This is a genomic window from Cellulomonas sp. HD19AZ1, from assembly GCF_004535805.1.
Classification (GTDB): Bacteria; Actinomycetota; Actinomycetes; order Actinomycetales; family Cellulomonadaceae; genus Cellulomonas; species Cellulomonas iranensis.
The window spans coordinates 191,775-210,203 of record NZ_SPHX01000006.1 but is presented as its reverse complement, the minus strand read 5'-3'; the positions used below and the strand labels follow the sequence as shown (position 1 = coordinate 210,203).

The 18,429-nt window shown below is 76.3% G+C and carries 17 protein-coding genes; 13 read left to right on the top strand and 4 right to left on the bottom strand.

Annotated features, from left to right (window positions below; translation table 11 throughout):
• Positions 1-75 precede the first annotated feature (75 nt).
• Together E4A51_RS14200 and E4A51_RS14195 are read right to left on the bottom strand one after the other, a co-directional pair.
• The gene (locus tag E4A51_RS14200; RefSeq protein WP_070320290.1) at positions 76-957 is read right to left on the bottom strand and encodes a methyl-accepting chemotaxis protein; all 882 of its coding nucleotides are present in this window, start codon (positions 955-957) and stop codon (positions 76-78) included.
• Between the two features lies 1 nt (position 958).
• Entirely contained in the window at positions 959-1,489 is a 531-nt protein-coding gene (locus E4A51_RS14195) for a PAS domain-containing protein (protein ID WP_370297505.1), read from the bottom strand.
• Between the two features lie 206 nt (positions 1,490-1,695).
• On the opposite strand from E4A51_RS14195, the gene E4A51_RS14190 reads away from it, so the two are divergent.
• Positions 1,696-2,694 carry an alpha/beta hydrolase gene (locus tag E4A51_RS14190; protein WP_226237239.1) on the top strand — a complete coding sequence of 333 codons (999 nt, stop codon included), beginning with the start codon at positions 1,696-1,698 and terminating at the stop codon, positions 2,692-2,694.
• Positions 2,695-2,713: 19 nt separating this feature from the next.
• Here E4A51_RS14190 and E4A51_RS14185 read toward each other — a convergent pair whose 3' ends face one another.
• The gene (locus E4A51_RS14185) at positions 2,714-3,769 is read right to left on the bottom strand and encodes a cation diffusion facilitator family transporter (protein WP_134852162.1); all 1,056 of its coding nucleotides are present in this window, start codon (positions 3,767-3,769) and stop codon (positions 2,714-2,716) included.
• Positions 3,770-3,878: 109 nt separating this feature from the next.
• On the opposite strand from E4A51_RS14185, the gene E4A51_RS14180 reads away from it, so the two are divergent.
• The 12 genes from E4A51_RS14180 to E4A51_RS14125 all read left to right on the top strand — a co-directional run bounded on the left by E4A51_RS14180 (position 3,879) and on the right by E4A51_RS14125 (position 15,938).
• On the top strand, positions 3,879-4,655 hold the full coding sequence (locus E4A51_RS14180) for a VOC family protein (RefSeq protein WP_134852161.1): 777 nt from the start codon (positions 3,879-3,881) through the stop codon (positions 4,653-4,655).
• Between the two features lie 226 nt (positions 4,656-4,881).
• Positions 4,882-5,175 carry a WXG100 family type VII secretion target gene (locus E4A51_RS14175; protein WP_070320292.1) on the top strand — a complete coding sequence of 98 codons (294 nt, stop codon included), beginning with the start codon at positions 4,882-4,884 and terminating at the stop codon, positions 5,173-5,175.
• Between the two features lie 84 nt (positions 5,176-5,259).
• Positions 5,260-5,550 carry a hypothetical protein gene (locus E4A51_RS14170; RefSeq protein WP_134852160.1) on the top strand — a complete coding sequence of 97 codons (291 nt, stop codon included), beginning with the start codon at positions 5,260-5,262 and terminating at the stop codon, positions 5,548-5,550.
• Positions 5,551-5,645: 95 nt separating this feature from the next.
• Positions 5,646-6,920 (top strand): hypothetical protein, encoded by a 1,275-nt coding sequence (locus E4A51_RS14165; RefSeq protein ID WP_134852159.1) that lies wholly within the window; start codon positions 5,646-5,648, stop codon positions 6,918-6,920.
• On the top strand, positions 6,917-7,519 hold the full coding sequence (locus E4A51_RS14160) for a hypothetical protein (RefSeq protein ID WP_134852158.1): 603 nt from the start codon (positions 6,917-6,919) through the stop codon (positions 7,517-7,519). The genes E4A51_RS14165 and E4A51_RS14160 overlap by 4 nt, the downstream gene beginning before the upstream one ends.
• Entirely contained in the window at positions 7,516-8,046 is a 531-nt protein-coding gene (locus E4A51_RS14155; RefSeq protein ID WP_134852157.1) for a hypothetical protein, read from the top strand. Before E4A51_RS14160 ends, E4A51_RS14155 begins: the two co-directional genes overlap by 4 nt.
• Positions 8,043-8,615, top strand: a complete 573-nt coding sequence (locus E4A51_RS14150) for a hypothetical protein (protein ID WP_134852156.1) — start codon at positions 8,043-8,045, stop codon at positions 8,613-8,615. The genes E4A51_RS14155 and E4A51_RS14150 overlap by 4 nt, the downstream gene beginning before the upstream one ends.
• The gene (locus tag E4A51_RS14145; protein WP_134852155.1) at positions 8,612-9,250 is read left to right on the top strand and encodes a hypothetical protein; all 639 of its coding nucleotides are present in this window, start codon (positions 8,612-8,614) and stop codon (positions 9,248-9,250) included. The genes E4A51_RS14150 and E4A51_RS14145 overlap by 4 nt, the downstream gene beginning before the upstream one ends.
• Before the next feature lies 1 nt (position 9,251).
• A complete protein-coding gene (locus E4A51_RS14140; protein ID WP_134852154.1) occupies positions 9,252-13,694 on the top strand; it encodes an FtsK/SpoIIIE domain-containing protein in 4,443 nt (1,480 codons plus the stop codon).
• Positions 13,691-14,272 carry a hypothetical protein gene (locus E4A51_RS14135; RefSeq protein WP_134852153.1) on the top strand — a complete coding sequence of 194 codons (582 nt, stop codon included), beginning with the start codon at positions 13,691-13,693 and terminating at the stop codon, positions 14,270-14,272. Before E4A51_RS14140 ends, E4A51_RS14135 begins: the two co-directional genes overlap by 4 nt.
• 137 nt (positions 14,273-14,409) lie before the next feature.
• Positions 14,410-15,135, top strand: coding sequence for a tRNA (guanosine(46)-N7)-methyltransferase TrmB (trmB, locus tag E4A51_RS14130; RefSeq protein WP_134852152.1), 726 nt, complete (start codon positions 14,410-14,412; stop codon positions 15,133-15,135).
• Positions 15,136-15,146: 11 nt separating this feature from the next.
• Positions 15,147-15,938: a LysR substrate-binding domain-containing protein gene (locus E4A51_RS14125; RefSeq protein ID WP_240696500.1), complete on the top strand. Its 792-nt coding sequence runs from the start codon at positions 15,147-15,149 to the stop codon at positions 15,936-15,938.
• 34 nt (positions 15,939-15,972) lie between these two features.
• Here E4A51_RS14125 and E4A51_RS18770 read toward each other — a convergent pair whose 3' ends face one another.
• Positions 15,973-18,354: a LuxR C-terminal-related transcriptional regulator gene (locus E4A51_RS18770; protein ID WP_240696499.1), complete on the bottom strand. Its 2,382-nt coding sequence runs from the start codon at positions 18,352-18,354 to the stop codon at positions 15,973-15,975.
• Between the last annotated feature and the right edge of the window lie 75 nt (positions 18,355-18,429).

The following is an 18,429-nucleotide window of genomic DNA, read 5'->3' as shown; positions in this document are numbered from 1 at the left end:
CACGGTCGGCCCGCCCGGCCGGGCCCCGGTCACCGACCTCGGCCCGGCCGGGCTCGGGTCGACGGCACCGACCCCTCAGACCTCCGCGACCCGCCCGACCTCGTCACGCAGCTGCTCGGCCAGCCGCGCGAGCCCCGCGTCGCCGGCGGCCTGCGCGATCGCGACGACCTGGCCGTCCATCTCCTGCATGACCTCGCCGAGCCCCGCGAGCACCTCGACGCCGTGCGTCGCGGCCTGCTGGGCCGCCGCCACGTCGGCCGCGATCCGGTCGGACGACGCGGCCGCCTCGTCCGCGAGCCGCCGCACCTCGCCCGCGACGACCGCGAACCCCGCACCCGCGTGCCCGGCGTGCGCCGCCTCGATGGTCGCGTTCAGCGCGAGCAGGCGCGTGCGGGCCGCGACGTCGCGGATGACGCCCGCGGCCTCGCCGATGCGGCGTGACGTGTCCTCGAGCGCCTGCACGGCGGCGCCCGCGGCCTCCACCTGCGCGAGACCCGCCCGCGACGACTCCGCGAGCGTCGCCGCCGACGCGCCGAGCTCGACCGACGCGGCGGCGACGTGCGACGACACCTCGACCGCCTGGTCGACGACCTGGTCGCGCACCTCCTGCTGCCCGGCGAGCGCCGCGGCGGCCCCGGCGAGCTGCTCGCGCGAGCCGTCGATGCGTCGCGCGCCGCCGCGGAACGTGCCGGGCAGGCCGCGCGTGAGCAGCTGGCGGTGGTAGCGGCCGTGCGACGCGGCCTCGAGCGTCGCGCCGGACTCGCGCACGTAGGCGTCGACGACGTCGAGCACGCGGTTGAGCGCCGTGCGCAGGTCCTCGAGCTCGGGTCCCACCGCGGGGACGCGGCGCTCGAGGTCGCCGTCGGCCGCGGCGTGCAGCACCTGCGTGATGAGCTCGAGGGTCGCGAACGGGACGCCGGTCGGCGCCGCGTCGGCGACGGGTGCGCGTCGTGCCACGTCAGGCCTCCCGCTCGGAGTCGGAGATGATCGACCACACCAGCTCGTCGTACGTCGTGCCCGCGCCCGCGAGGTGCTCGCGCAGGGCGGCCATGGACGCCGTGACGGCCGCCTTCGCGGTGGGCTGCGCGCGCTCGACCTCGAGCAGGCGGCGGTACAGCGGCCGCACCGCGGCGATCGCCGCGGGCTGCGGCCAGCGCCGGTTGGAGTGGTGCCCGACGATCGTGCCGTCGGGACCGAAGGTGGGCGTCACGTGCGCCAGGACCCAGTACGACGCGCCGTCGGCCGCGAGGTTGAGCACGTACGCGAACACCTCGTCACCCGCGCCGATCGCGTCCCACAGCACATGGAACACGGCGCGCGGCATGTCGGGGTGCCGGATGACGTTGTGGGGCCGGCCGAGCAGGTCGGCCTCGGCGTAGCCGCTGACGCGCAGGAACACGTCGTTGGCGTACGTGATCCGACCCCGCGGGTCGGTCTTGGAGACGATGATCTCGTCCCGCCCGAACGTGCGCTCGACCCCGCTGGGCACCACCGGCACCGCGTGCATGCGACCGCCTCTCCGTGGTCGGGCGCCTCCCGGCCGGTGGGTCCATCGGCAGCGAGAGGGCCGCCGGGAGGGGACGTAAGTCCACTTCACCCGGGGTTCACCCGATCTTCCTGGACGCTCGTCCAGGGCTGCCGTCACCCCGGACCTCACCCCGGCCGACCGCGACGCCGCGTGGCAGGATCGGGGACGTGGCCGACGACGACGCGCGCCCGAGGCGCGACCTGTGGGACCGCGAGACGTCCGACGTGCTCGGCGACCGCTGGCGCGCGCGCACGCTGCACCTGCGCCCCGACGACGTCGCGCGCCGCACCGGTGTCGACCCCGTCGCGACGCTCGTGCGCCGCGTGCCCGACGGTGCGCCGTCGCGACGCGCCGTGCTCTACCTGCACGGGTTCGTCGACTACTTCTTCCAGACGCACGTGGGCGACGCGCTCGCCGCGGCGGGCTGGGACACCTACGCGCTCGACCTGCGCGACCACGGCCGGTCGATCCGGCCCGGGCGTCCGCCCAACGAGACCACCGACCTCGGCGTGTACGCGCAGGAGATCGACGCGGCGGTGCGCGCCGTCCGGCTCGACCACGACGAGGTCGTCCTGCTCGGCCACTCGACCGGCGGCCTCACGGCCGCGCTGTGGGCCGACGCGCGGCGCGGGCTGGGGCTCGTCGACGCGCTCGTGCTGAACTCGCCGTGGCTCGACCTGCGCGGCTCGTGGGCCGAGCGCACGGTCGTCACGCGCGCGATCGACCGCGTGGGACGCGTCGCGCCGCAGGTCCGGCTGCGCGGCCTCGCACCGCACTACGGCCGCGCGCTGCACGCCGCGACGGGCGGCGAGTGGGACTACGACCTGACCTGGAAGCCGCACGAGGGCTTCCCGGTGCGCGCGGGGTTCGTGCGCACCGTGCGCCGCGGGCACGCGCGCGTGGCCCGCGGGCTCGCGATCGACGTGCCCGTGCTCGTGCTCGCGTCCGACGCCGCGGGGCCCGACGACGTCGCGCACGACGCGCTGCTGTCGACCGACTCGGTGCTCGACCCCGCGCAGATCGCGGCGCGCGCGCACCTGCTGGGCACCGACGTGACGTTCGTCGAGGTGCCGGGCGGTGCGCACGACCTCGCCCTGTCGGCGCCGGACGTGCGCGAGCGGTACCTGCGCGAGGTCGTGACGTTCCTGCAGGAACGCGTCGGCTGACGCCGCCGACCCCGTCGGCTCAGGCGGGCGGCGGCACGAGCGACGGCTCGTGCGGCTCGGCCAGCGACAGCACGACGCCGACGACGCCGGGGATCGCGCGCACGTCCCGCTCGACCGCGGCGAGCAGGTGCGACGCCTCCTCCTCCCCCGGGTCGCCCACGAGGTCGACGGCCCCGGTGAGCAGCACGCGCCGCGCACCGACGACCTCGATGTGCAGCTGCGTCACGCGCGCGACCTGCGGCAGCGCGAGCAGGCGTCGCAGCGCGGCGGCCTGCAGCACGGGGTCCACGGTCTCGCCGACCAGGAAGCGCAGGTTGCGGCCGATCAGCACGAACGCCACGTACCCGAGCAGCAGCCCGACGAGGACCGACCCGACCGCGTCGGGCACGCTCGAGCCCGTGACCTCGTGCGCCGCGATGCCCGCCGCGGCGATGACGATGCCGACCAGCGCGGCGGCGTCCTCGAAGAACACGGCCCGCACGGTCGGGTCCGACGTCGCGAGCACCTGCTCCAGCAGGCCCCGCTCGCGGCGCCGCGCCTCGGCGCGCGACTGCCGCCACGCCTGCACGAACGACACCGACTCCAGCACGAACGCGATCGCGAGCACCAGGTACGCGACCGGGAAGTCCGTCGCCGGCTCGGGGTGGAGGAGCTCCTGCACGCCGTGCGTGACCGACACCCCGGCTCCGACCGCGAACAGCCCGATCGCCGCGAACATCGACCACACGTAGACCTCGCGGCCGTACCCGAACGGGTGCGCGGCGTCCGGTGCGCGCGCGGCGCGGCGCTGCGCGACCAGCAGGAACACCTCGTTGCCGGTGTCCGCCCACGAGTGCGCGGCCTCGGCGAGCATCGACGCCGCGCCCGTCAGCACGGCCGCGACCGTCTTGGCCACGGCGACGAGCGCGTTGGCCGCGAGCGCGAGCACGACCGTGAGCGTGGACTCGCCGCCCGGCTCGTCGTCGCCCGGCGGCGTCAGCGCGTCGAGCGCGTCGCCCGCGGGCGACGCGTCGCCGCCCGCGGCACCGTCGGGGGCGTCGCGGTCGGGCGGTGACGGGCGCGTGACGTCGGTCATGGTCCTGGCGTAGCACGCGGACCCGTGGTGCGCGACGCGGGCGCGGGTGGTTGGCTGTGCTCCGCCGCCGCGGTCCCGCGCGCGGCCGTCGACCCGCAGGAGCCATGCCGTGACCCTGAGCCCCAGCCCGTGGCCCGCCGGCGTCCCCGGCTGGGCGGACATGGTCGTCACGGAGCTCGCGCCCACGCAGCGGTTCTACGGCGGCCTGCTGGGCTGGCAGTTCGTGGTGGGCGGGCCCGAGACCGGCGGGTACGTCACGGCGACGCTCGACGGCTGCGCGGTCGCGGGCCTCGCGGTCGCCGACGTGCCGAGCCCCGCGGGGTGGTGCGTGTACCTCGCGACAGACGACGTCAGCGCGACCACCGCGCGGGCCGTCGAGGCCGGCGCGACCGTCGTCATGGGCCCCACGACCGAGCTCGACCTGGGCCGCCGCGCGGTGCTGATCGACCCGACCGGTGCCACCGTCGGGCTGTGGGAGTCCGGCCGGCAGACCGGCTGGGAGGTCACCGACGTGCCCGGCGCGTTCGTGTGGGCCGAGCAGATGTCGCACGACCCGGCCGCCGCGCGCCGCTTCTACACGGCGCTGTTCGGGTACGAGCAGCAGGACATGAGCGCGCCCGACTTCACGTACACGTCGCTCGGCATCGGCGGCTCGCCCGCCGCGGGCGTCGGCGGCTACGGCCCCGGGGCGGGCGACGTGCCCGCCGCGTGGACCTGGTACGTCGCGGTCGCCGACGCCGACGCGATCGCGCCCCTGGTCGCGTCGCTCGGCGGCGAGGTGATCAGCGGCCCCGAGGACACGCCCTACGGGCGCGTGCTGCTGGTCCGCGGGCCGGCCGGCGAGGTCCTCGCCCTGGTCGAGCAGGCGGACGACGCGACCGTCTGACGTCCGTCGCGTCGTCACCCCGCTCGGCGCCCACGACCTGCCCGGTGCGCGCGGAGTCCGGCGCGCAAGCCCGTCCGCCGTGCCGTCGCGTGGTGCACCGCACGGGCCCGGCACTCGGGTGAACCTGTGGAAAACGCCCACGGGGCCCCTCCCGACCTGGCTACCGTCACCGCCGTCGAAACGAGTCGTCGCGCGGGAGACCGCCGGCCGGACGAAGGACGGGACCATGGCGAACCTCAATGTCACCTACCAGGAGATGCGTGACGCGGCGACGCGGCTGACCTCCGGCCAGGACGAGATCACCACCAAGCTCAACGAGCTCAAGGCGTTCATCGAGTCGCTCATCTCCTCGGGATTCGTCACGGACCAGGCATCCGTCGCGTTCGGGGAGTCCTACCGGCAGTTCACGCAGGGCGCGACCGACACGGTGTCGGCGCTCACCAGCCTGGGCCAGTACCTGACGTCCGCCGCGACGACCCTCGAGGACGCGGACGCCCAGCTCGCCGCCGGTCTGCGCTGACCACCGCGGCCTCCGCCGGCACCCCTCCCGCCGGCGGAGGCCAGCGCGTCCGCGCGTCCCGACCACGCCGCCGAAGGGGGCCCCGTGAGCGGCAAGCTCAGCATCGACACCACCGTCCTGCGGGACGCGGGCACCAGCCTGCGTGCCGTCGCGCAGGAGTTCGACCAGGCGAACGCCCGCAGCTCGCGCGCCGCCGAGCACGTCGGCCACGCGGGCCTCGCCGCCGCGGTCGAGGACTTCGCGCACGGCTGGGACGGCCGCCGCGCCAAGATCGTCGAGAACATCGCCGCGCTGTCGGACGCCTGCACGGGCATCGCCGACGGCTTCGAGGACCTCGACACCGAGCTCGCGGCCGCCCTGCGGGGTGAGGCGTGAGGACCACCTGCGTCTCGTGGTTCCCCCTCGCGACCTCCGACCCCGTGCCGGGCGACCCGGACGGGGTGCAGCGTGCCGCGGAGCGGTACGGGGAGGTGGCGGAGCACATCGGCACGGCCGCGAGCCGCATCGGTGAACTGATCAAGTCGCCCGACATGCAGTCAGCCGCAGTTGACGCGGTCCGCTCGAGGGCGAAAGACCTCGGCACCGAGGTGACAAGAGCAAAGGGCCGGTACGAGGCCATCGCCCAGGCGCTCGGCGAGTACGCCCGCTCGCTGCGTGCCGCGCAAGACGCCGCCGACGACCTGCTCGCGCGGGCCGTGGCGGTGCAGCACCGGATCGACAACGCGACCACCGAGCGCACCCTCGCCGCGCGCGCGTTGGCGAGCCTGGACCCGAGCGCGACCGAGGCGGACAGGAGACGTGTCCAGGGACGCCTGACGACCGCCCGCACGACCGTGAGCGACGCGGAGGTCGAGCTCCAGCACCTGCGGGACGAGCTCGAGCAGGTGGTGCGCGACCGCGACGCCGCCGCGCAACGGGCGATCGACGCCATCGGGTCGGCGCAGGCGGCCGACCGTCTCGACGACGGCTGGTGGCAGGACTGGGGGCTGGACCTCGCCCGGAGCGTCTCGGAGGTCGCGGGCAACGTCGCCGGAGCCTGCGGCATCGGGGCTCTGCTGCTGGGCTGGGTGCCGATCCTCGGGCAGGCACTCGCCCTCACCGCCGCGATCGCCGGTGCGCTGGCACTCGTCGCCGACATCGGCCTCGCGTTCGACGGCGAGAAGGACTGGATGGCCGTCGTCTTCGGCATCGTGGGAGTCGTCACCTTCGGCGCGGGCAACGTTGTCGCACGGGGAGCGAACATCCTGAGGACGTCGCTCAAGCCGACGGCCTCGGCCGCGGTCCGACTGACGGGCAATTCGAGATCCCCGGTCATCAACGCGGTCCTGACGCAGGTCAAGGACCTCAAGGCGACGATCAGGAACAGGCCGATCAGCGTCGTGACCGTGAGAGGCGCCTTCGCGAACGGGTGGCGCGCCGTCACCGACACCTACATGAGTGCGTTCCGGGCCGCCCGCGCGCAGGTCCTGGGCGCGGCCTCGCCGGCGCACAGTCTCCTCGCAGCGGCCGGCCACGGCGAACTCGTCGCCGACACGAGCGCGTACGCCCTGCTCCAGTCGGTGACGAGACGGCCGAAGGCACTGGAGCAGATCGTCCCGCTCACCACACGAGGATACGAGCTGCAGGCCCGGGCGCTCATGCTGGTCGGCGTCGATGCGAGCCTCGCGGGCGAATGGGTGACCGGGAAGATCGACGACGCGATGCGTCCGCCGCGTCCTACCGCACGAGAGAGGCTCGCGCTGTGACCGGATCCTCGACGCGCCGCCCGATCAGCGACGTCACCTGGACGCCACCGCCGCAGTGGGTCGGGTGGGTGCCGGGCGCCGCGCAGGCCGACGCGGAGGCCCTCGCTGCTCAGGTCACCGACGACCCCGCCGTCATTCCTGGCGTCGCGGCGGGCCTGCGTGCCCTGGACACCGCGTGGTCCGATCCCGCGGGTGCACCCGTCATCATGGGTGCGTGGCTCCCGCACCCGGCCGCGGGTGTGGTCGCGGGGTCCCTGGTGATCCGCCTGATCTCGCCCGACCCCGATGGTCGCCTGAGCCCCGAGGCGCTGCTCGCGCTCGCGCAGGACCCTCCGCGTCGCAAGGGGCTACGCGTGCTGGAGTCCTCGGCAGCGCCGGGTCAGCTAGCGGCCGGGCCCGCGGTGCTGCTGGTCACCGACCTGACCGCGCGCTTCTCTCGACGCATCGTGCGCGAGTACACCTGGTTCGTCCTGCCACCGGGCACCGACGAGACCCTCATGTGCCAGTTCGAGACTGATCAGGCGTGGGCGTTCGAGCCCCTGGGGGACCAGACGAACCTCGTCACCGACTCCCTCGTCGTCACGTTGGAGGACGCATGATCAGCGTCCTGCGGGGACGCGTCCCTGTCCCCGATCTGCCTCCTCGCCCAGAGCAGATCGAGTTCGCGCAGCTTCCGGTTCTGGTGATGGGCGGGCTGGCCGCGGCCCTCATCATCGTCTTCACCTGGCACGTGTGCGCCGTCATCATCGGGCGCTCCCGCTCCCAGAACGCCTTCCGGACCGCCATCCTCCTCGGCACGCCCGCCATCGCCCTCGTCATCGCTGCCGGAATCACCGACACCGTGCAACGCCACCTGCGCGACCAGCAGATCGACCGATGGGGCGACCTGGAGTACGCAGCGATGCGCGAGACAGTCGCTGAACTCGAAAACGTGTACGGGTTCACGTTCGACCGGACGACGGCCTACGTGCCCGTCGTCGAGCAGGACTGGGCCACCGACCAGCCCGTCACCCTTGCCGACGGAACCCCGACCACCTGCTGGTTCGGTACCACCGACGGCCACTACACCGTTCTCTGCGGCGACACCGAGGACACCGCCACACCCCTGCAACCGGTGGCACCGTGACCGTCCAGCCGCTCGCCGCGCTCACGACCGGGCTGGGGCACCACATGACCGCGAGCGCGCGCGTCCCTGTCCCGGACCTGCCGCCGGAGCCCGAGCCGATGACGTTCTCCTCACCGTTCGCCCTCACCCTCGGAGCGCTCGGCCTCATCGTCGCGACCGTCTTCGTCGTCCGCGTCATCCGCGTCGAGTTCGGGCATCCGCAGACCCTGCGCTCGCTGCGCACCAGCCTGCTGCTCTGCGCGCTCTTCGTCACCCTCATCGGGGGGATGGTCATCGTCGACACCGCCCAACGCCGAGCAAGCGACCAACGGATCAGGTCGTGGGGCGACCTGGAGTACGCCACGGTCGTCGCGACCATCGCGGAGATCGAGGACGCCTACGGCATCACGCTGACCCAGAATCCACCGTTCGTTCCTGTCGTTCCGCGGGACTGGCCCAGCGAGCAACCCGTCACCCTCGCCGACGGCACCCCGACCACCTGCTGGTTCGCCACCACCGACGGCCACTACACCGTCACCTGCGGCGACACCGAGGACACCGCCACACCCCTGGAGCCACTGCACCCGTGACCGACGACACCGCCACCACGGCGATCCCGCACGCGGGCATCGCGATGGTGCTCCCCGAGGACTGGTTCGTCGTCGAGCTCACCGACGACGAGCAGCGCGTCGCCGACGTCACGGCGCTCGTGGCGCAGCAGCTCGGCGACTCGGACGAGCTCGCGCCGCTGCGCGAGCACCTCACGCGTGACCTGCTCGCGCAGACGGCGCGGGCCGCGCAGGCCCACGGTCTCCTGCTCGCGATCTCGCTCATGCAGGTCGACGGGGTCCCCGTGCCCGCGTCCGTCACGGTGCACCACCTGCCCGGGGCGCGTCTCGACGACCACGGCCGCGCCGTGATCGCCGAGGTCTCCCGCGCCGACGCCGCACCCGGGCAGAGCGTCGACCTGGGCGAGACGCCCCACGGCGTGGCCCTGCGGCGGGTCCGGGCGACACACCTGTCCCACGACCTCTCGGACCTCACGGAGCAGGGGACGACGGTCGAGACGTTCGTCGTCGACTACTGGGTCGAGCCCACCGGCACGCAGGACCTCGTGCAGCTCACGTTCGCCAGCCCGCTCCTCGGTGCGCGCGACGCGCTCGTCACGCTCTTCGACACCGTCACCCGCAGCGTGCACGCCGTCCCGGTCGACGCGGAGGGCTGACGTGCGGACCCGGCTGCTGCTGCGGCGGCCCGACGGCGTCACGACTCCCGTGGTCCTGGGCGCCGACACGGTCACCACCGTGGGCGACGTCGCCGACACCCTCGTGCGCGCCGACCCACGCCTCGGCGGCCCGCCGGGTGAGGTCGAGCTGCACGTCGGCGACGTCGGCAGCGCCGACCTGCGGCCGCTGCCGCGCTCGACCGTCGTGGCCGACGCCGGTCTGCGACCCGGGTCGACCGTGGCCGTGGCGCGCAGCGCCCGCCGGTTCGTCCGCCCCGACGCCACCCCCGCCGACGCAGCCGCGCGCCTCGTCGTCCTCGACGGGCCCGACGCCGGCACGGAGGCGCTGCTCGCGCCGGGCGTCTCCACGATCGGACGCGGCCGCGACGCCACCGTCCGGCTCACCGACCGCACCGTGTCGCAGCGCCACGCGCGCGTCGTCGTCACCGACGACGTCGAGATCGTCGACAACGGATCGGCCAACGGCGTCCTCGTCGACGGCGGTCTCGTCACCCGGACCACGGTCGGCTCGCAGGACGTCGTCCGCCTCGGCGACACCACGCTGCGGCTCGAGCGGCTGCGGACCGCGACCACCACCGCCGGCGGGGGCGTCGTGCCCTTCAACCGGCCGCCGCTGGTCGTGCCCCGCTACGCGGAGCGGACCGTGGAGGCCCCGTCACCGCCCGAGCCCGCCAAGCCGCAGCGCTTCCCGTGGCTCGCGATGCTCGCGCCGGCGGTCCTCGGCGTCGCGCTGTTCCTGCTCACGCACAACCCGCTCACGCTCGCGTTCGTCGGGCTGAGCCCCCTGCTCCTGCTCGGGTCCTGGCTGGACCGGCGCACGGGCGAACGCGCGCGCGTGCGGACCCAGACCGCGCAGTTCCGCACCGACCTCGACCGGCTCGCCGCGCAGGTGCGCGCCGACCACGAGGAGGAGGTCGCCACCCGGCTGCGCGAGCACCCCGCCACCGCCGAGGCCGTGGGGGCGGCGCTCGGCCTCAGCCCGGTGCTGTGGTGCCGTCGCCCCGACGACGAGGACTTCCTCAGCGTCCGCCTCGGCACCGGCACGTCCGCGTCCCGCACGACGATCCGCACACCGTCACGCGGCCAGGCCGACGGCGCGCAGTGGGACGACCTCGAACGCACCGTCGCCGGCCTCACGGACGTGGCCGGCGTGCCGCTCGTGGCGCGGCTACGCGACGTCGGCGGTCTCGGCGTGGCCGGCGCGCCGCAGCACGCCGAGGCCGTCGCGCGCGGCCTCGTCGCGCAGCTCGTGAGCCTGCACTCCCCCGCCGAGCTCGTCGTCGCAGCCGTCGCGTCACCGCGCAGCGCCCGGACGTGGGAGTGGCTCACCTGGCTGCCGCACACCGCCAGCCCGCACAGCCCCCTCGGCCTGCACCTCGGGGACAACGCGGCCAGCGGCACCGCCGTGGTCGCCGGGCTCGAGGAGCTCGTCGCCGCCCGCACCGCGCAGCGCCACGGCGGACGCGCCCTGCCCGCCGTGCTCCTCGTCGTCGAGGACGACGCACCCGTCGAGCGCGGCCGGCTCGTCCGGATCGCCGAGGACGGCCCCGCGGCGGGCGTGCACGTGCTGTGGTGCGCACCGCTGCTGCCGCGCCTGCCCGCGGCGTGCCGCACCTTCCTGCTGTGCACCGACGCGGGCGTGCGCGCCGGGGCCGTCGCGGACCGCACCTGGCACGACGTGCTCGCCGAGCCGGTCGACGACGAGACGACCGCCGCCCTCGCGCTGCACCTCGCGGGCGTGGTCGACGCGGGAGCCCCCGTCGAGGACGAGTCGGACCTGCCGCGCACGGTCGGCTTCCTCACGCTGACCGGCCCCGAGGTCGCCGACGACCCGCGGGCCGTCGTCGCGCGGTGGCGCGAGACCGGGTCGCTCGTCGACCGCACCGCCCCGCCGGTGCCGCGCCGCAGCGACGCCACGCTCCGCGCGGTGCTGGGCCAGGGCGTCGCCGGCGAGCTCGTGCTGGACCTGCGGCGCGACGGGCCGCACGCGCTCGTCGGCGGCACCACCGGCTCGGGCAAGAGCGAGTTCCTGCAGGCGTGGGTGCTGGCGACCGCGACCGCGCACAGCCCGGACCGGGTCACGTTCCTCTTCGTCGACTACAAGGGCGGAGCGGCCTTCGCCGACTGCGTCGAGCTGCCCCACTGCGTCGGCCTCGTCACGGACCTCACGCCGCACCTCGTGCGGCGCGCCCTCACGTCGCTGCGGGCCGAGCTGCGACGGCGCGAGCACCTGCTGCAGCGCAAGAAGGCCAAGGACCTGCTGTCGCTCGAACGCACGGGCGACCCGGAGACCCCACCCGCGCTCGTCATCGTCGTCGACGAGTTCGCGGCGCTCGTGTCCGAGGTGCCGGAGTTCGTCGACGGCGTCGTCGACGTCGCGCAGCGCGGCCGCTCGCTCGGCCTGCACCTCATCCTCGCGACGCAGCGCCCCGCGGGCGTCATCAAGGACAACCTGCGCGCCAACACCAACCTCCGCATCGCGCTGCGCACCGCGGACGAGCAGGACTCCACCGACGTGCTCGGGTCCCCCGTGTCGGCGCACTTCGACCCGGCCGTGCCCGGGCGCGGCGCGGTCCGCACCGGTCCCGGGCGGATCGCGCTCTTCCAGAGCGCCTACGTCGGCGGGCGCTCGGCCGTCGCCGCGACGGGCACCGTCGAGGTCGAGTCCCTGCGGTTCGGGCCCGGCGAGGCGTGGGTCGTCCCCGCGCCCGAGCAGGCGCCTGACGGCCCCGAGGGGCCTACCGACATCGCCCGGGTCGTCGCGACCGTGTCGCGCGCCGCGCAGGCCGCCGGCGTCGCCCCGCCGCGCCGCCCCTGGCTCCCGGACCTGCGGGCCGTGTACGACCTCGCCGAGCTGCCCGTGACCGACGACGCCACGCTGCCGCTGGGCGTGGTCGACCTGCCCGAGGAGCAGCGCCAGGCCACCCACCCGTACCGGCCCGACGACGGCGCGCTCGTCCTCTACGGCACGGGCGGCTCCGGCACGTCGACCGCGCTGCGGACCATCGCCGTCGCGGCCGGGCGCGCGTGCGCCGCCGGTCACCCCGTGCGCGTCTACGGGCTCGACCTCGGCGCGGGCGGCCTCGCGATGCTCGACCCGCTGCCGCACGTCGGCTCGGTCGTCGACGGCTCGGACACCGAGCGCGTCACGCGCCTGGTCCGCACGCTGCTCGACACCGTCGAGGAGCGTGCGGCCCGGTACGCGCAGGCCCGCGCGGGGTCGATCACGCAGTACCGCTCGCTCACCGGACGGCACGACGAGCCGCGCGTCCTGCTGCTCGTCGACGGGCTGAGCGCGTTCCGCGACGCGTGGGAGTCCGAGCCCGGACGCGCCGCGACGTTCGCCGCGTTCCGCCGCGTCGTGTCGGAGGGCCGCCCGCTCGGCGTCCACGTCGTCATGGCCGCCGAACGACCGGGGGCGCTGCCGACCGCGCTCGCGGGCAGCGTCCCGCAGCGGATCGTCCTGCGGCAGGCCGACGACAGCTCCTACGGCGTGCTCGACGTGCCCGACGACGTGCTGTCGCCCACCTCCCCACCGGGACGCGCCGTGCCCGTCGGGGCGAGCCACGAGCTCCAGCTCGCCGTCGAGGGCGGCACGCAGGACCCCGCCGAGCAGGCCGAGCACATCGCCCGGCTCGCGGAGCGGCTACGGGCCGCCGGCGTCGCCGACGCGCCCGCCGTGCGGCGGCTGCCCGCGGTCGTCGCGCAGTCGACGCTGCCGACCGCCGTCGACGGGCGGCCCGTGCTCGGCGTCGCCGACGACACGCTCGCACCCGTCGGCTTCGACCCGCACGGCTCGTTCCTGCTCGCCGGTCTACCGGGCAGCGGCCGCACCACGGTGCTCACCGCGCTCGCGACGTCGCTGCGCCGGTTCGCACCCGACGGCCGCCTCTACTACGTGGGCAACCGACGCTCGCCCGTGCGGGCCGCGGACGTCTGGACGGACGTCGCGGTGTCCCCCGACGAGGCGGCGACGCTCGCGCGGTCGCTGCTGCCCGACCTCGCCGAGCCCGCGACCGGCGCGCTCGGCGTCGTCCTGGTCGTCGAGTCGCTCAACGACCTGCTCGGCACGCCCGCGGAGCAGCCGCTCACCGAGGCGGTCCGCGCCGCGCGGCGCAACGACCACCTCGTCGTCGCCGAGGCCGAGACGTCCGCGTGGGGCTCGTCGTGGCAGCTCGTGGCCGAGGTCCGCAACGGCCGCCGCGGCCTGGTCCTGCAGCCCGACCACCTCGACGGCGACCCGCTGTTCCGCACGCCCTTCCCGCGCATGGCGCGCTCCGAGTTCCCACCCGGGCGCGGCGTCGTCGTCGAGTCCGGACGGATCCGACGCGTGCAGGTGCCCCTCCCTGACCCGGACGCGTGGCCGCTCACGCCCCGGCCCGATCACCACGACGACCACCACCTCCAAGGAGCCGACCGATGAAGAACGACCGCTGGGGACTCGTGCTGGGAGCGGTCGGGGTCGTCGCCCTGTCGGTCGCGGCCTGGCGACGCACGCTCACCCAGCCGCGCTCCGACCTGCCGCTGACGCTCGCCGTCTCCGTCCTCGTGGTCGGCGCCGTCGTCGGGTTCGTGGTCCTCGGGGCACGGCGCGACGCCGCGCGCCGCCGCGCCGCCGCGGCCGCCCGACCCGACTGGTCGACGTGGGCCGTGTGGTCGGACGCCGGCCTGGGCGGTGAGCTGCGGCGCCAGGGCTGGCACGTCGAGCGGCTGCGCCCGTCGGGCGGGTCCCGGCTCACGCTGGCCTGGTCGGGCGCGGGCGTCGAGCTCTGGCGCGGCGCCGACGTCCTCGTCGAGCTCGACTGGGCGCAGGTCGCGTCGGTCACCACGGCCACGGGCCAGGCCGGCGGCGCGACCCGACCGGCCGTCTGCCTGACGACGGACGCGGGCGCGCAGCTGGTCCTCGTGCCGACCGTCAAGCAGGAGGGCGGCGTGGCGCCCGCGTCACCGCGCGCGGTCACCGCGCTCGTCGACCGCGTGCGCGCCGCGCGGGACGCCTGACCGGCGCGCGGCGCGACGTCCGACCGGTGCGCAAGACGTGCGTGCCCGACCGGTCCGGGCACCGCGGGCCGCGCCCGGACCCGACGCACGGCACGACGCGAGACCGCGCGCAGGCAGCGGCTGCGTAGGGTGGGCCCGTGCGGCCCGACGTCTTCACCCACCGCGCGTCGCGACCCCACGAGCCGCTGCGCACGTTCCACCCGCGCCGCGCACCCCTGGGGCGGGACCGCACCGACGCGCTCGAGCGGCTGTTCGACCGCTGGGGGTTCTCGGTCGACGACGACCGCGTGCCGCCGCCGCGCACGCCCGACGGTGTGCTCGACACGGCCGCGCTGTTCGGGCGCACGGCGCCGCTGGTCGTCGAGATCGGCTCGGGCATGGGCGACGCGACCGCCGCGATGGCCGCCGCCGACCCCGACCGCGACTGGCTCGCGGTCGAGGCGCACCTGCCGGGCGTCGCGGCGCTGCTGCTGCTCGTCGAGCGCGCGGGCCTGACCAACGTCCGGGTCGCGCACGGCGACGCGCTGCGGCTGCTGCGCACCGCCGTCGCGCCCGGGTCGCTCGACGCGGTGCACGCCTTCTTCCCCGACCCGTGGCCCAAGGCCCGCCACCACAAGCGGCGCCTCGTGCAGCCCGCGCACGTCGCGCTGCTGCGCGACCGCCTGCGCGTCGGCGGCACGCTGCACGTCGCGACCGACTGGGCGGACTACGCCGCGCAGATGGTCGACGTGCTCACCGCCGACCCCGACCTGGCCGGCGGTGCGGTCGAACGGCCCGCGCACCGGCCCGTGACGCGCTTCGAGCAGCGTGGCCTCGACCTGGGCCACGAGGTCACCGACGTCGTCGTGCGGCGCGTCCGGTGAGGCTGCTCCTGGTGCCCGGCACCAGCCCCGACCGGTGGTCGCGCGTGTGGCGCGAACGCCTGCCCGACGACCCGCTCGACGTCGTGCACGCCGAGCCCGCCGCCGCGGTCGCCGCGGTGCTCGCGGGCGACGTCGACGCGGCCGTGCTGCGCCTGCCGCCCGCACCCGCCGACGGCGCGGCCCTCACGCCCCCGCCGGGCCTGCCCACGACGACGCCCACGACCCGCGACGGCTGGGCCGTCGTGCCGCTGTGGACCGAGACGACCGTCGTCGTCGTGCCCGCCGACCACGTGCTGACCGTCGTCGACGAGGTCGACGTCGCGGACCTCGCGGGCGAGACGCTGCTGGTCCCCGCCGACGACGTGCTCGGGTGGACCCCCGCCGGCGTCGACGTCGTCGAGGTGCCGGACGCCGCGACGGGCGCCGACCTCGTCGCGAGCGGTGCAGGGCTGCTCGTCGTGCCGCACGCGCTCGCGCGCCTGCACGACCGCCGCGGCACGACCGTGCGCCCCGTGCCCGACGCACCGGGGTCGCGCCTCGCGCTCGTGTGGCGCACCGACGCGGAGCACCCGCACGCGCAGGAGCTCGTCGGGATCGTGCGCGGCCGCACCGCGGGCAGCTCGCGCGGGGACGCGACGGCCGCGCCCGGCGCCGGGCGCGGCACCGGGCGGGACGGGCGCAGCGGGCGGGACGGGCGCGGCGGCGACGCACCTCCGCCGCGCCGCACCGGCCGCCCCACGCCGCGCACGCCGGGGCGCGGCGACGGACGACCGCGCGGCGGCGGGGGCCGGCGCACGCGCTGACGTGCGCGCCGGCGGCCACGGCACCGCAGCACCGTCACCCCCGCTGGCCGACCCCCGTGGTCACCACCACCCGTGCCAGCTCGCGCCGCGACGGGATCCCGAGCTTGCGGCACGCGTGGTAGACGTGCGACTCGACGGTCCGCACGGACAGCACCAGGCGGTCCGCGACCTCACGGTTCGTCAGGCCCTGGCCCACGAGCAGCGCGACCTCGAGCTCGCGGTCCGACAGCACGGCGTCGACGCGGCCCGGCACGGACGCCCCGGCGTCGGCGTCCGGCGCGATCGCGACCCGCCCGCCCGTCACCGTGAGCCGCCGCACGATCCGCTCGAGTCGCGGCGCCGCCGCGACGGCCGCACGCACGGGTGTCAGGTCGACCGGCGTCGCGTCCCGCGCCGCGGGCCACGCCTCGACCACGCGGGCCGCCATGTCGACGAGCGGGAAGGCGCGATGCTCGGCCGGCACCGTCGCGAGCGTGCGACGCGCCCCGGCGTCGTCCCCGAGCGCCGCGCGGGACGACCCGAGCGCGCAGACCAGCAGGGCCCGCAGCACCCCGGCCCGGCCGGCGGGCACGCGCGAGGCCGCCGCCGCGAGCTCCTCGACGACCGCGGCGCCGTCGCCACGGTCGAACGCGAGGCACGCCCACGCGACGTTGGCGAGCCCGATCTCGGCCGGGCCGCCGCGGACCCCGGCGGCGAGCGTGCACGCGACCACCCAGTCCTCGAGGTCGTCGGGGTGGTGACCGCCCAGCGCCGCGGCGGCCGCCAGCGCGCACAGCGCCCACAGCTCGTCGTCGAGCCCGACCGTGCGCCCGCCGACCGGGTCGCGCAGCAGCGCGCGCGTCTCCCGCGCGAGCCGCTCGGCCTCGGGGTGCGCGCCCAGCACCACGGCCGCGAACGTCGCGAGCGCGGCCGCGCGCACCGCCGTCCGCGGGTGCGCGGCACCGTCGAGCGCGTGGCGCGCCGCGATCAGCGCGCGGTCCCAGTCGAGCGTGAGCGCCGCCCGCTCGGCGCGCAGCAGCACCAGCTCGGCCCGCGCGACGCCCCGCACGTGCTCGGGGAAGGTCGGCACCTCGACGCGCGCGTCGGGAGGCACCCACCGCACGAGGTCCGTCCAGCAGCGCACGTACCGCAGGAGGCTCGACGGCCCGAGCCGCTCGGGCTCGACGCGTTCGAGCTCGACGCGCGCCCGCGCGTCCTCGCGCAGCGCGAGCAGCGCGACCGCGCGCTCGAGCAGCACCTCGGGCGCGGTGGCGGGCACGCCCGGCATGGTCGTCCACGCGAGCGACCGCTCGTGCCGCCCCGTGCTGTTCGCGTAGCGCGCCGCGCCCACCACCAGCCGCGCCCACGTCGACGGGTGGGCGGCGTTCCACCCCTCGTCGGGCGAGCGCACCGACGCGCGCGCCACCACGAACGACGCGAGCACGTCCGACACCGGGCCCGTGGCCCGCTCCAGCACGTACCGCTCGACGCCCGCCAGCACGCCCTCGACCGCGGCGTCGTCGAGCTGCTGCTCGACGACCAGGGCGGTGAGCCGGCGGACGTACAGGCCGCGCCGCGGGCCGTCGTCGACCATCGCGAGCCGCCGCGTCACCAGGCCGTCGACCCGCTCGGCGCCGAGCACGAGGCACGCCTCGCTGTAGGGCAGGCCCGGCAGGTGCCGCAGCACGACCAGCGCCTCCTGCACGCCCGGCCCGAATGTCCCCGCCTCCGCCGTCAGCGCGTCGCGCAGGCCCGGCACCTCGACGAGGTCCAGCGGCAGCTCCAGCGGGTCGCCGCCGGCGCGGTCGCGGCGCACCGCCTCGGCGACGAGCTCGCGCAGCACGGTGCGCGACCCCCGGGCGCGCGCGACGAGGATGCGTCGGGTCGCGCGGTCCAGCGGGTGCCCGCCGGCGAACGCGTCGACCAGCGCGTCGGCGTCGGCCCGCTCCGGCTCGCGCAGGTCGTGACGCACCAGCCGGTGCGCGAGCCACAGGTCGACCAGCCGGGCGCGGACCGCCACGGCGTGCGCCGGCTCGCCGTCGCGGCGCGGCGCGATCGCGAGCACCAGGTGCACGCTGCCGCGCGCGAGGCCCCGCACGAGGCGGTCGGCGGTCGTGTCGTCGAGGTCCTCGGCGTCGTCGACGACGACGACGAGCGGTGCCGCGGGCGACGCGGCGTCGAGCCGTGCGACCCCCTCGTCGTCGAGCACGCCCTGCGGCAGCGACGCGAGCGGTGCGGCGGCACGCAGCACGAGGGGGTCCATTCCCGCGTCGCGCATGAGCGCCACGACCGCCCGCACGAGGTGCGTCTTGCCCGAGCCCAGCGGCCCCACCAACAGGGCGCCGCGGCCCGTCGTCGCGTCGTCGAGCACCGCGCGCGCGTCGCGGTCCTCGCCGATCACCGTCCCGTCGTGGCCGTCGTGCCGTGCCGTCGTCATGCCGTCCCCCTGGCCCCCCTGCCCCCTGCCGACGCACCCGGGGGGAGGTGCGTCCGTCCCACCGTACGTAGTCGC